We start from the raw sequence: 13,391 nt of genomic DNA on the forward strand, positions 1-13,391 counted from the left end.
TTCGCTGCCCCCCCTCCCTGGCCCTCCCCCTGAAGGGGGAGGGGAACACGTTGCGCGGGGGGCGCCGGGGTGCCGTCCCGCACCGCGCCCCGCCACAAAGCAAAGGAAAAGGGCGCACCCGCAGGTCCGCCCTTCTTCTGGTCCGAAATACCTCGGGGGTGCGGGGGCAGCGCCCCCGTGTCTGTCCCCGGCCTCCGCCCTCAGACGCTCATGCAGACATACTTCATCTCGAGGTAATCCTCGATCCCGTGGTGCGACCCCTCGCGACCCAGGCCCGACTGCTTGACGCCGCCGAACGGCGCGACCTCGGTCGAGATGATGCCGGTGTTCACGCCGACGATGCCATACTCCAGCGCCTCGGCCACCTTGTACACGCGGCTCAGGTCCTTGGCGTAGAAGTAGGACGCCAGCCCGAAGATCGTGTCGTTGGCCATGGCGATCACGTCGTCCTCGTCCTCGAACTTGAACAGCGGCGCCAGCGGGCCGAAGGTTTCGTCCTGCGCGACCTGCATGTCCTGCGTGACGCCGGTCAGGATGGTCGGCGGCAGGTAATGCCCCGCGCCCTCCATCGGCTGGCCGTCGCCCAGGATGACCGTCGCGCCCTTCGAGGTCGCGTCCTTCAGATGCTCCTGCACCTTGTCGATGGCGTCGGCGTTGATCAGCGGACCAAGGTCCGTGCCGTCCTTCAGACCGTCGCCGACCTTCATCTTCTCGACCTTGGCCTTCAGGCGCTTGGCAAATTCGTCATAGACGCCCGCCTGCACGTAGATCCGGTTGGCACAGACGCAGGTCTGGCCGTTGTTGCGGAACTTGCACATGATGGCCCCGTCGACGGCGGCATCCAGATCGGCGTCGTCGAAGACGATGAAGGGCGCATTGCCGCCCAGCTCCATCGAGCATTTCATGACCTGGTCGGCCGCCTGGCGCAGCAGGATGCGCCCCACCTCGGTCGAGCCGGTGAAGGTCAGCTTGCGCACCTTGGGGTTCTCGCAGAACTCCTTGCCCGCGTCCGACGACCGCGAGGACGTCACGATGGAGAAGACCCCCTTCGGGATCCCCGCGCGTTCGGCCAGCACGCCCATGACCAGCGCCGACAGCGGCGTTTCCTTGGCCGGACGGCCCACGAAGGAACAGCCCGCGGCCAGCGCCGGGGCGGCCTTGCGGGTGATCATGGCGTTCGGAAAGTTCCACGGGGTGATCGACGCGGCCACGCCAATGGGCTGCTTCAGCACCATGATCCGCTTGTCGCGCTGGTGGCCGGGGATCATCTCGCCATAGATCCGCTTGGCCTCTTCGCCGAAGAACTCGATGAAGGACGCGCCATAGGCGATCTCGCCCTTGGCCTCGGCCAGCGGCTTGCCCTGTTCGGCGGTCAGGATGGTGCCCAGGTCGTCCTGGTGTTCCATCATCAGGTCGAACCACTTGCGCAGGACGGCGGCGCGTTCCTTGCCGGTCCACTTGGCCCAGTCCTTCTGCGCCTCATGGGCCTTGTCGATCGCCATGGCGATCTGCGCGCGGCTCAGGTCGGCGACCCGGGCGATGACGTCGCCCCGTGCCGGGTTGGTGACGTCGAAGGTGCCCTCGTCGCCCTCGACCCACTCACCGGCAAGATAGGCGGCCTCGACCAGCAGGGTCGGGTCCTTGAGCAGAGATTTCAGATCGGTGGATTGGTCCAGCATGTCAGCCTCCCTAGGTTTGCGACATCTTGCGCCATGTTGGATCACTTAGCGCCGCACAAGTCCAGTGCCAGCCCGTCAGCCAAAGCGCGCCGCCCATGTCGGAAACGGATCGCCCGGCGCGGCGGTGGCGGCATGGACGCCGCGCGCAATGGCCCGCGCCATGCAGGTCGCCGCCGCATGGCCCAAAAGCAGCGTGTCGGCGACCGGATCGGCCAGCGGCCGCGCACCGGTCGCGGCGGCGAAGATCAGGTCGCCATCCATTGGCGTATGGCTGGGCACCAGCGCCCGGGCAAAGCCGTCATGCGCCGCCGTGGCCAGCCGGGTGCATTGCGCCTGGGTCAGCGCGGCGTCGGTGGCGATGATGCCTATGGTCGTGTTGCGATGCGAGCCCAGCTTGGTCACCGGCAGATGCGGGTCGGGATAGCGCCGCGCCGCCCCCAGCCCGCCGAATTCCGCCCCGACCTCGAACGGCGCGGCCCAGAACTCCGGCCCGTCGCCGACGATGGCCGAGCCAAGCGCATTGACCGCCACCAGCGCCCCCACGGTCACGCCCGAGGGCAGCACGACCGAGGCCGACCCCAGCCCGCCCTTGAGCTGCGCCGTCACCGCCCCGGTGCCTGCACCTGTGGTGCCAAGGGTAAAGTCCACCCCCGCCGCGTCCAGCGCTGCGCGCCCCAGCCGCTTATAGGGGTTCTCGGTCCAGGCCTTGTCGCCACCGTTGAGCAGATCGAACAGGATCGCGCCCGGCACGATCGGCACGGTCATCCCGCCCACGTCAAAGCCGCGCCCCATCTCGCGCAGCCCGTCCGCCACGCCCGAGGCCGCGTCGAGCCCGAAGGCCGACCCGCCCGACAGCACCAGCGCATCGACCTGTTCGACCGTCTTGTCGGGGGCCAGCAGATCGGTTTCGCGTGTGCCGGGCGCGCCACCCATGACATGCACGCCGGCGGTGAAGGGCACATCACCCAGCAGCACGCTGACGCCGGTCTTCACACCCGCATCCGAGGCATGTCCCACCACAAGGCCGGGGACATCGGTGATGAGGTTGCGCGCGCCAGGTTCCATCTGATGTCCCTTCATCTTGCCTGAAATACTCCGGGGGGGCGGCCCATGCCCGCATGGGTCGGCAGGGGGCAGCGCCCCCGGCCCGGTCGCCCGACCATTCCCGCCCGGGGGCGGAAGCGCAACCGGATTCCGCGCAGCCCCGGGACCGCAGGCCCCTACAGCCGGATCACGTAATCCTTGCGCACGGTTTCAACGACCTGCCAGGTGCCGCGCCAGCCCGGCCGCACGATGAAACTGTCGCCCGCGCGGTAGGTCACGGGCGCGCCGTCTTCCGGGGTCACCACCAGCACGCCCGCATGGATGTAGCAATATTCCCATTCGTCGTAGACCGCGCGCCAGGTGCCCGGCGTGCTTTCCCAGATGCCGCAATAAAGGCCATCGCGATCCTCGAGGTTCCAGGTGGTGAAGACCGGGTCGCCCGCGATCAGGCGGTCGGGCGCCGGGCGGTCGGTTTCGGGGGCGACGGTGGGGGCGACAGGTTGCATGAGGGTCATGGGGGCTCCGGGGTGATGATGCGCCATCAGGCCCCGAAGCCGGGGGCCGTGTAAAGCCGCCTCAGTTCCCGAAGCGCGACAGCTCGCGATAGTCGATCTGTTTCAGCAGATCCAGCATCTGCTCGACCTCGCCGCCCTCGGCCTTCACCAGGATGCGGTTGTCGATCAGGCCCTGCACGGTGCCGTCCTGCACCGCGAATTTCTCGCGGCCCACGCGTTCGACCTTCATGCCCATGGCGGCGGCATTGCCGATCATCGCGCCCATGGCACCGACCATCGGGTTGTCGGCCAGGATCGACAGGGTAAAGCTTTCGCCATCCCCGGAATATTCGGCCTCGGCCCCGACACCGCCGCCCATCATCCCGAGCGAGGCGTTGATCTCGGAGTTGATCTCGCGCGTCCAGCCCTCGGGCGCGGCGGGCAGGAAGCCCGACAGCACGTCGGTCTTCATGGTCAGCATCAGTTGCCGGGCATAGTCCAGCTCTTCCAGGGCGTATTGCAGATCGCCGTCCTGATAGGCGGACAGCGCGCTTTTCAGCGTGTCTTCGACGTCATCGGCCTGGGCGGCAAGGCCCGCGGCGCTGAAGGCTATCGTCAGGGCGGCAATGGTCTTTTTCATCAATAGTCTCCTCAGGTCCCCGCAATGTCCGGGGCTATGCGGTGCAGCCTGCCGCAGCCCGCGCCCGCCCGCAAGGTGGGGGAAACATGACCCCGCTCGCGCGCCTTTTCCGGTGACGACATCATTAAAATGACGTTAAGTGACCCCCATATGCTGAGAAAGTGATTTGGAACGGAGCCCCAGAGATGTCCGATTTTGACGCGCAGGTCCGCGAAAGCCAGGAACAGGTCGCGAAAGCGCAGTCCAAGATTGCCGAACTGACCAGCCGGATCGAAACGGCGCGGCAGAAGATGGAGACCGGCACGGATGTCACCATCGACATCGAGAATGCCTCGCTCGAGGATGTGCATTCCCATACCGAGGTGATGAACGCCAACATCGCCGAGCTCATCATGGGTCTGGACGACGTGACCGCCGCCTTTTCCAAGGATTTCGACGAGATGCGGTCAAAGACAGGCTGGGAAAGCTTTGTCGGCATCTTTTCCGGCGCCAAGTCGGATTCGATGCGGCAGGAACGCATCCGCACCGCCTCGATCGATGACAAGCTGCAGGACCTGATCGCCAAGTCCGACGTGATCACCAAGCTGCTGGAAGGCCAGCTGGCCGTGCTGAACGACCAGAAAGAGAAGGTCGAGGTCAACCTGACCGCCACGCTCGACGATCGCGAGATGACGGTGCAGGAACTGGAAGACACCCGCGCCAAGATCCTGGCGATGGATCCCAGGATCATCGAGCTGGAAAACAGGATCAGCGTCGAACAGGACGCCGCCGCGCGCACCAAGCTTGAGACCGAGCTGGCGGATCTGAACAAGGAATACAACGCGCTGGTTCAGGACGAACAGGTCAAGCTGGCCAAGTCCCAGACGCTGGAACGCTATATCGAGAAGGGCAAGTCCTGGGTCGACAGCCTGCAGAACCAGGCGGCGACGCAGATGGTGCTGATCAACAAGCTGAAGACCGACACGCAGCAGCGGGTGGTGCTCTATGATGCGCTGACCAAGTCGCTGAAGACCGCGCAGCAGCAGGACGTGGCCCACAAGATCAACGAGATCGGGACCGAAACGGACAAGCAGGCACAGCAGGCCATGGCCCAGATCGGCGCGGCCACCAATGCCCGGATGGCCGACATGCTGGAGGCGCACGAGGACCACATGGTCTTTGCCCGCAAGGTGCTGGAAGAAAAGGCCAAGGCCGACGAACGGTTCGCCCGACGGTTCCAGAAGATCGTCGAGAAGCACGACAAGAACCTCTACGGATAACAGGTTGCGCTGCAATCTGCGCCCGGCAGCGGTTGCATCGCAACCGCGAGAGGGCTGGCGATGCGCCCTTAGTCATTGGAACAAAGCGCCATGACCCAAACTCTCCGAACTTTTCACGTCAGAGGACGGCGGTCGTCCGCGGGCGGGGGCGAAGCGCCCGCCCAGGGGGGCGGACGGGCGCTGTCCGGGTCGCCTTGCGCCCCGGACCGGGTCTGCCTGTCAAAGGACGCCGCCCGTGGTTGACGCCCCCACCCACGATCACGTCGGCCTGACCGACACCTATGCGTCGCGCCGGTATTTCCGCAAGTTCGAAGGGATCATGGCCCATCTCGCCCGTGTCGCGGGCATGATGGAGGCCGAAAAGACCCTGTCGCGTCGCGAGACCGAGGTGCTGACCCGCCACCTGACTGCGCTGACCGTGACCTTCCGCGCGCTCAGCATGAAATACCTGCTGACCGGACGCGATACCGGGCGGTTCTTTGGCTCGCTTACCATCGACAACCACGAAAGCGGCTTTCCCACGGCGCAGGAGCTGATGGTGATGGCCAACGACGCGCAACAGGCTGAAAGACACCTGCGCGAGATGGCCTCGGCCGACGAAATGAAGCGCGACATGCTGGGTCAGATCATCGGCGATCTGGAAATTCCGACACGTCTGCAATTCGCGATGTCGCAGCGGCTGTACTACGAGGAACTGAAGCGCGGGGGCCTGTTCTGGCCGCGCAATGACCCCGAAGCGATCTGGCTGGGCGACATCGACACGAAGCGTCGCAAGTACCTGCTGCACTGGTCGGTCTATGACAGCCAGCTGAACCTGCCGGTCCTCTACCTGATGGAGCTGGAGGATACCGATCCGACGGCGCTGCCCCGCGATGAACGCCGCTGGCCCGAGGTGCAGGCGCATCTGATAGCGCAAAGTCTGGGTGGCCTGAAGCTTCTGACAATTGCGAAGGGCTTTGACGAGGACTTTGACGAGCTGCACCCCAAGCGCCTGCGCCGGTTCCACATCGGGCCGATGTATTCGCACGCCTACACCCGCCAGTCCGGCCCGATCCGCGACGTGCTGGAAAACGCCGGGTCGCGCGAAGGCGAGGACTGGGCGCTGGCCTGGACGGACGAGGTGCTGGTGTCGGAACGCGTGCGCACCGAGCGCGCGGGCTGGTTCGGCACCAACGAGCGCGAGATCTTTACTATCGACCCGCTGTCCGGCGGGCCGGAAACCGGCGCGACCGAACAGACCCGCGCGCTGATCCTGCCCGAACGCCCCTACCAGGTGCTGGCAGAACGCAACCCGCCGGGCTTCGCGCAGGTGCGGAAATTCGTGGTGGGCCGCGGGGGGCGGGTTCTGAGCTATCGCTGAAGGCTGGCGGTGGATTTGAGTATTTTTGGCAAGATGAAGCGAGGGGGGATTTCATGACCCTGACATCCGATCTGATGGAGCTGCGCGAGGAGGAGATCGCGAAGCATTACGACGCGGCCCTGGCGCTTCTGGACGGGTTTGACCATGCGCCTAGGGTTGCGAAGGCAACGGCGGCCCCGGTTGCAGAGCGATCGCCGGGCGTCGGCACGCGGCGGCGGTTCCGGTCGACCACGCCGGGGCTGGTGACGCGGCGCGACGAACGCCCCGAGGGCGTGCATCTGATCGACCGGGTGGGTGCCTGCGACGGCGATGATCCCTTGATGTCGACGCGGCAGGCGGCGGTCTTGCAGGCGTTGCGGCGGGCTTTGGCGATTGGTCTGGCCCTGGGCGAGGGGTTCGCGGAGCAGACGGGATTGGTGGACCTGAAGCGCAAGAACCTTGAGGGGGGCCTGGGCGCGGATCGGCGGGCGGAGTTTTCGGAGCTGCTGACGGCAGAGGCACTGATCGTCATGCATGTCTCGGCCAACGCGCTCGTATCTTTGCTGGCGGATCACGCGGGGGAAGTCACGGTCGAGGTCGGCGAGGTCGAGGAGTTTCTGACCGACAATGCGTCCTTGGCGTTGCACGGTGCGTTGTGGCAACTGGATCAGGCCTTGGCGGCCCATGCGGAGGGCGACGAGGAAAAGCTGGTGCCGACCGTCACTGCCTTTGCCGAAGCGCTGATGGAGAAGGCCGCGCGGCGGGCCGAGGGGATGGCGCGGGCAGCGGCGTTTGCGGGGGCGTCCTACCGGGTCGAGGCGGATGACCTGACGATCCGGGGGTTCACCCCGGCGCGCAAGGCCGGGGGCCCGGCGCTGGTCATGCAGTTCAAGAAGCCGCATGAGGTCGTGGGCAACCATATCGCCAAGTATCAGGCGATGAAGTTGGCCAAGATGGTCATGGCCTATGATTTCGACCGGCGGCTGAACCCCTTTGCTGAGCTTGGCGGATTCATCTTCACCTTCATGGGCGACGGCAAGCCGGGGACCGGCAAGACGACGCTGATCCAGATGATGGCAGGGCTGATCAACGACTACTGCCAGAACGCGGGCTATCCCTTCCGCTATCAGAACTTTGGCATCGACAATATCGACAGCTATCAGGGCAAGTCCGGCCAGAACGCCAAGGCGTTTGTGCAGAACGTCCTTGATCCGTCGGTTATCGGTTTCGGCACCATCGATGACATCGACCAGATCGCAGGCAAGCGGGGGGACCGCCAGTCATCCGCCGGGCAGCAGGAGGTGACGGCCGTCTTTATGGAGGCCTTTGCCGGGGCCAACACCGTGGTGCGCGGCAACTGCACCTTTGGCATGTTCTCGAACTACCCCGAAAACGTGGATGATGCCTTAAGGCAGCGGGCCGGGGCGCGGTTTCTTGTCGACGGGCCGCAGACGCGGGAGGATTACGTCGATATCCTCGCCCTGCTGATGGGCAAGCGGCATGACATTCCGCTGGGCGATCATGAGCTTTACGCCGCGCAGGAGATCAAGCGGGCGGTTGCGGCGTCGTTCGAAGCGCACGGGCGGCCGAAAGAGGCGGGGCTGGTGAAGGTCTTTGACGAGGTCGAGGCGCGGATCGGCGGGTTCGACACGATTGCCAAGCTGGGGACCTATCTGAAGGCGATTCAGGAGGCGGATGAACGCTTTACCGGCCGTGCCATCAAGAACATCACCGACGCGGTGAAGGTCCGGGCGATGGATTTCGAACTGCCGGACGAATGGATGGAGGAGCCGGAGCTGTTCCTCTTCAAGCCCTACGACGAGAAGCGCGCGATGATCGAGGATCTGCGGCGGCCGATCACGGTCGACATGGTCGTGCAGGAGATCAACCGCTACGCGGATTCGGAATTCCGCTATGCCGACAAGTCCGACGAGGTCGCGGTGGAGGCGATGGTGCGGGACATGGGGCGTCAGGAAGAGGCGCGGCGGCGGTATCTGGAGGGGAAGGGGTGAGGTGCCTGGCCCCCTCACCCCGGCCCTCTCCCCCGTGGGGGAGAGGGGGCGACATCGGATGGGGCGGTGCGGTGGACCCCCCCCCGGCCCTCCCCCTGCAGGGGGAGGGGGCGATATCGGATGGGTTTGTGCGACGCGGTCCCCTCTCCCCTCAGAGGAGAGGGTTAGGGAGAGGGGCGGCGTGCTACGATGCCGTGGGTGTGTGGTTTGGGGGCGCGGATGAGTGAGAGGTTGGATCGTCATGCTGAGGGCAGCGCCCGGCCCGAGGGTGGGCGAGAAGCGCCCGCCCTGGGGGGCGGGTCGGGCGCTGCCCGGTGCGGGGCACCGGGCGGGATAAACGATTTAGGCTTTAACTGAGGAGCCGGTAGGAAATGTATGAGTTGCCTGAAACGCCCGACTTGTTGATCGCGGCAGGTACTCTGCTCGCTGGTGCTGCAGCTATGTGGGGTGCACACACCGCACATAAAGGCCTGGACTCTTGGAGGCGAGACAAAGACTCCGACTTTGCAAGGGAACTGGCAAAAGAGTTGTTTCGGTACAGAAGCTCTCTCCACGCAATCAGGTCACCTGGCTTGACTTACGCTGAGCGCGAGACAACAGACTTGAAGCAGTCTCACTACGAAACTTTTCGAAGAGTGCTTTTCGAAAGGTGGCGTTATTCGATGGGTTCCCGCGATCTGCTTGAAACGCTCGTATTGGAAGCCGAGCTTCGTTGGAAAAGCCATCCATTAGAAGCATTCAAACCGATACGCGCAGTCTCCGACAAAATCATAAATTTAATAATTCAGTATTCGATTTTGCAGGGGCAGATCGACCGAGAAAGCGAAGTGCTGTCGAAAGGGAATACCGAAGTCAGTGATAAATTAGATCTCCTTTGGGAAAAGTTGAGCGGGGTTGAAGCACAGTTGTTTGACGATTTGGAGGAAACAAATGCTATCCGCTGGGAAATCGACGACGCTTTTCAAGATTTCAAAGCACTACTCATGCGGAAGATATAAATGAACCGCCTCATCCGCCTCGGCCTCATGTTCGGCAACCTCATCCCGGTCAACTCCCCCGCACTGGTTGACCGCTATAACCGCGCGCTCAAACACCTGACCGGCAAACAGACCGAACTCACCGATTTCCACATCGACATCTCCGGCTTTTCGCCCGAGGTGGGGGATGAGCTGGACGACCCGCTCTACCTCAACGAAAACGGCTGCAACCGGCAGTTCATTCTGCTGACGACGGCGCAAAAGACCGCGCCCCTGCTGAACGCCAGCTTCTCGACCTCGCGCCATATCCTCCGGCAGTTCATCGAGGCGAACGAGGCGCAGCTGTTTGCCCTGACCGCCCGCGATGCGGTGGCCGGAGAGCTGCTGAATTCCGTCTTCTCGGTCACGAAACCCGACCGGCTGGGCGATATCCGCAAGATCGAGATCGAGGTCGACACGACCACCGGGCTGGTGCGCGATGCGGAAAAGCTGGGGCAGCTGTCGGACAGGTTCCTGCAAGAGGAGGACGGCTGGTTCGACGACGTGCTGATCGCCGAGATGATCGAGACCGCGAAGAAGACCGGCGACGTGACGCGCAACCCGGTACGGCTGAAGAAGATGACTTTCGAACAGGAGAACTTCTGGACGGCGCATTTCGGCGGCACGTACCTATTCCGCGACCCGGGGCCCGCGGTGATCACCGGCGATGCGCTGGCGCTGGAACATGCGGGGCTGGGGCGGGTGATGGCCAAGGTCGAACGCAACGCCATCGCGCGGTTCCTGGATCACAACGACCTGGTCGAGCCGATCGTGAAGGCGCGCGGCATCGATGCCAGCGCGATCCTGCGGCAGAAGATGGACTTCATCGTCGTGGATGCGGCGCAGGACGTGAACATGGACCTGACCGGGGCGACCCGGCGCGACATCCGCCTGCTGGCGCGGCGCCATGCCGACGCCCTGCCCGAAGAATACCACGCCCTGCGCGAACTGGTCGCCTGGGCCGAGGACGGGGGCAAATGGCCCAAGATCACCAGCGATCACCCGGCCTATTTCTACACCCTGCGCGCCGCCAACCACGCCGATGCGGACCTGGTGAACATGCTGCTGGCCGAACTGACGCCCAAGGACGTGCGGCAGCTGTTCATCTGCCACAAGGAGCTGTTCTACAGGCTTTATGCGGGCTGGTCCGAGACCAAGAAAAGCTATGTCGCCGACTTCCTGGCGACCGAATACGCGGTGGACAAGGCGGGCACGCGGCGGGCACTCTTCGGTCACGAGGCGGGGATGGAACCGCCCGCGCCGCCGCCGCCTCCCGCGGCCAAGGCCGCACCGGCCGAAGGGCCGTGGACGCGCAAGGGTGACGACATGATCGCGCGGGTCGGACCCTGGGGCGCGGTGCTGAAGGAAAGGAACTAGAATGCTGGGACTGGCACGGCTTTTCCTCATTCTTTTCGTCGGGTTGACGGTGGTCTATGTCTCGGTCTCGCTGTGGTCGCGACAGGTGCGCAAGGGCAAGCTGCGCGCGGCCTGGGACGACGGCGACCGCGAATACGGCGACGACCGCGAACTTTACGTGAAACGGGGGCTTGAGGATTACGACGACAGCTTTCGTCGCAAACTTATTCTGCTGGTCTACATAGTCCCCGTCGCCGTGATCGCCTATATCATCTACGTTGTGAACTACACCTGAGGCCGGACCGCATGCGCTATATCAAATGGACCTTCTGGGGCGTGATTGCCCTGATCGTCATTGCCTTCCTGCATTACACCCTGCCGCAGCACGACATCGTGCGCGTGTCGGACACCTATGAAAAACGGGTGGATTTCGGGGAAAATTCGATCTTCTGGGCCAAGGAAGACACCGGCAACGCGACCGGCACGATCAACCGGGACGTTTTCTTCATCCAGACGATCAAGAAGAACGGCAAGCCGCTGGTCTATCGCAACGAGGACACCGGCTGGGGCTGGCCGCCCTATTTCAAGTTCGACACCTCGAACCTGCAGACCCAGGCGGCGGACCTGCGGTCGACCTCGGAAAATCCCAAGTGGGTCATGGTCACCCATTACGGCTGGCGGATCGAATTCTGGACGGTCTTCCCCAATGCCATCGCGGTGAAACAGGTGGCGGATCCCGACCAGACGATCATCCCCTGGCTGAACATCATCATCCTTCTGATCCTGTTCGCGATCTTCTGGGCGATCCGCGTGCGCTGGATCCGGTTTCGCGAACGGCGCATCGATCCGATGGTCGACAGCGTCGACGAAAGCTGGGACGACTTCACCGACGGGGCACGGGAACGGCGTGGGCGGCTGAGCCGCTGGTTCGCCACCTGGCGCCGCTGAGCCTGGGCGGGAGGAGCGCATGAGGACCACAGCCATCGTCACCGGGGCCGCGCGAGGCATTGGCCTTGCCACCACCGACATCTTCCTGGCCGAAGGGCGCCGGGTGGCCATGGTCGACCGCGACGCGGACGAACTGGCCCGCGTCGCCGGGCAGCGCGACAACGTCATCCCGATCCTCTGCGACGTGTCGGACCCCGACGCGGTGGCGCGCATGGCGGGCGAAGCCACGGCGGGCCTGGGCGAGGTGCATGCGCTGGTCAACAACGCGGGCGTCGCCGAATTCGGCCCGATCGACGACTGTGATTTCGCGACCTGGCGGCGGGTGATGTCGACCAACCTGGACGGGGTCTTCCTTTGCTCGCAGGCGCTGGCCCCGGCGCTGAAGGCGGTGAAGGGGGCGATCGTGAACATCGCCTCGATCTCGGGACTCAGGGCCTCGACCCTGCGGGTGGCCTATGGCACCTCGAAGGCCGGGGTGATCCACCTGACGCAGCAGCAGGCGGCGGAATGGGGCGAATGGGGCGTGCGGTCCAACGCGGTCTGCCCCGGTCCTGTGCGCACCAAGCTGGCCATGGCCGTCCACAGCCAGGAGATCATCGATGCCTATCACGACGCGATCCCGCTGAACCGCTATGGATCCGAGCAGGAGATCGGAGAGGTCATCGCCTTTCTCTGTTCCGACAAGGCCAGCTATGTGACCGGCCAGTGCATCGCCGCCGACGGCGGGTTCGAAAGCACCGGGGTCGGCCTGCCCGCGCTGCGGCGCTAGACCTCAGGCAAAGCTGGCGCGGATGGCCATGCTGGCGAACAGCGCCAGGGTGAGCAGGGCCAGCATGTTGCGGTCGTGGCGCAGCACCTTGCCGCGGGCGAAATCCCCGAAGGTGGCGATGGTGTGCGACATGCCGACAGGGCCGTTGCCTTCGGCCAGGCGGCGTTCGGTCGCGATGCCGTTCAGCCGGATCAGGCTGCGAAAGGCGACAAAGGCCCAGGCGAGGAACAAGACTGTTTGTGCGACAAGCACGAAAATGACCGTGGGATTCATCTCAGGTCTCCGTCCAATAGGGGTGCGCCGTGGGGGCGCGGTCGTAATCAAGAAAGAATTCATCAAGTTGTGGTGGCGCGATGCCCGCGTGCGACAGCTGCACATGTGCCTGCCCGCGATGATGCACCTGGTGCTGGAAGAGGTGCAGCAGCAGCCATTCCACCCGCTCGGCAGCCCCGGGGGCGTCGCCGCGGGCGGTGGTGACGGTGCGGGTCAGGTCCGTCTCGCTTAGTCCTGTGCAGAACCGCGCCAGCCGCAGATCCGCCTCGGCCTGAAGCGCGGCCAGGGTCGGGACATCATCGACCCGCGCCCGGTTGTAGACCGATCGGCCCAGCCCGGCTTCCTCGAGCGCGTCGATGTAATAAAGATCGACGGCGTAGATGTGGTTCATCGTCTCGGTCAGCGACGCAAAGAACCCAGGGCGCGGCGCTGTGAAGGCGGCGGTGTCGAGGCCCGACAGCGCGGCATAGAGCGTCGCGTTGGACCACGCATTGTTGAGCGCCATCTCGCGGTACGGAGTCATCGGGTGGCCTCCGTCAGGAGGGGGGCCGCGATATTTCGG

At 64.6% G+C, this 13,391-nt stretch carries 14 protein-coding genes; 8 read left to right on the plus strand and 6 right to left on the minus strand.

Annotated features, from left to right (window positions below; all coding sequences use genetic code 11):
* Positions 1-200: 200 nt before the first annotated feature.
* From E4S58_RS00235 to E4S58_RS00250, 4 genes are all read right to left on the minus strand, one after another.
* Positions 201-1,679 (minus strand): NAD-dependent succinate-semialdehyde dehydrogenase, encoded by a 1,479-nt coding sequence (locus tag E4S58_RS00235; RefSeq protein WP_136634325.1) that lies wholly within the window; start codon positions 1,677-1,679, stop codon positions 201-203.
* 75 nt (positions 1,680-1,754) lie between these two features.
* The gene (locus E4S58_RS00240) at positions 1,755-2,744 is read right to left on the minus strand and encodes a P1 family peptidase (protein ID WP_136635766.1); all 990 of its coding nucleotides are present in this window, start codon (positions 2,742-2,744) and stop codon (positions 1,755-1,757) included.
* A 155-nt stretch (positions 2,745-2,899) separates the two neighbouring features.
* A complete protein-coding gene (locus tag E4S58_RS00245; protein WP_136634326.1) occupies positions 2,900-3,238 on the minus strand; it encodes a cupin domain-containing protein in 339 nt (112 codons plus the stop codon).
* A gap of 61 nt (positions 3,239-3,299) precedes the next feature.
* Positions 3,300-3,857, minus strand: a complete 558-nt coding sequence (locus tag E4S58_RS00250; RefSeq protein WP_136634327.1) for a hypothetical protein — start codon at positions 3,855-3,857, stop codon at positions 3,300-3,302.
* A gap of 185 nt (positions 3,858-4,042) precedes the next feature.
* Here E4S58_RS00250 and E4S58_RS00255 point away from each other — a divergent pair, with 185 nt between their 5' ends.
* From E4S58_RS00255 to E4S58_RS00290, 8 genes are all read left to right on the plus strand, one after another.
* On the plus strand, positions 4,043-5,116 hold the full coding sequence (locus E4S58_RS00255; RefSeq protein WP_136634328.1) for a coiled-coil domain-containing protein: 1,074 nt from the start codon (positions 4,043-4,045) through the stop codon (positions 5,114-5,116).
* Between the two features lie 235 nt (positions 5,117-5,351).
* Positions 5,352-6,476, plus strand: a complete 1,125-nt coding sequence (locus E4S58_RS00260) for a hypothetical protein (protein ID WP_136634329.1) — start codon at positions 5,352-5,354, stop codon at positions 6,474-6,476.
* Between the two features lie 53 nt (positions 6,477-6,529).
* Positions 6,530-8,467, plus strand: coding sequence for an AAA family ATPase (locus tag E4S58_RS00265; RefSeq protein ID WP_136634330.1), 1,938 nt, complete (start codon positions 6,530-6,532; stop codon positions 8,465-8,467).
* Positions 8,468-8,838: 371 nt separating this feature from the next.
* A complete protein-coding gene (locus E4S58_RS00270) occupies positions 8,839-9,465 on the plus strand; it encodes a hypothetical protein (protein WP_136634331.1) in 627 nt (208 codons plus the stop codon).
* Positions 9,466-10,860 (plus strand): DUF6638 family protein, encoded by a 1,395-nt coding sequence (locus E4S58_RS00275; RefSeq protein WP_136634332.1) that lies wholly within the window; start codon positions 9,466-9,468, stop codon positions 10,858-10,860.
* Between the two features lies 1 nt (position 10,861).
* A complete protein-coding gene (locus E4S58_RS00280) occupies positions 10,862-11,134 on the plus strand; it encodes a hypothetical protein (protein WP_136634333.1) in 273 nt (90 codons plus the stop codon).
* 11 nt (positions 11,135-11,145) lie between these two features.
* Positions 11,146-11,787, plus strand: a complete 642-nt coding sequence (locus E4S58_RS00285) for a DUF1523 family protein (protein ID WP_136634334.1) — start codon at positions 11,146-11,148, stop codon at positions 11,785-11,787.
* Between the two features lie 19 nt (positions 11,788-11,806).
* Positions 11,807-12,556 carry an SDR family NAD(P)-dependent oxidoreductase gene (locus E4S58_RS00290; protein ID WP_136634335.1) on the plus strand — a complete coding sequence of 250 codons (750 nt, stop codon included), beginning with the start codon at positions 11,807-11,809 and terminating at the stop codon, positions 12,554-12,556.
* A gap of 3 nt (positions 12,557-12,559) precedes the next feature.
* On the opposite strand, the gene E4S58_RS00295 is transcribed toward E4S58_RS00290, so the two are convergent.
* Positions 12,560-12,829: a hypothetical protein gene (locus E4S58_RS00295; protein WP_136634336.1), complete on the minus strand. Its 270-nt coding sequence runs from the start codon at positions 12,827-12,829 to the stop codon at positions 12,560-12,562.
* A gap of 1 nt (position 12,830) precedes the next feature.
* Positions 12,831-13,352, minus strand: a complete 522-nt coding sequence (locus E4S58_RS00300; RefSeq protein WP_240789417.1) for a DinB family protein — start codon at positions 13,350-13,352, stop codon at positions 12,831-12,833.
* Positions 13,353-13,391: the final 39 nt, after the last annotated feature.

It is taken from the genome of Pseudooceanicola onchidii, from assembly GCF_004959925.1.
GTDB classification, from domain to species: Bacteria; Pseudomonadota; Alphaproteobacteria; order Rhodobacterales; family Rhodobacteraceae; genus Pseudooceanicola; species Pseudooceanicola onchidii.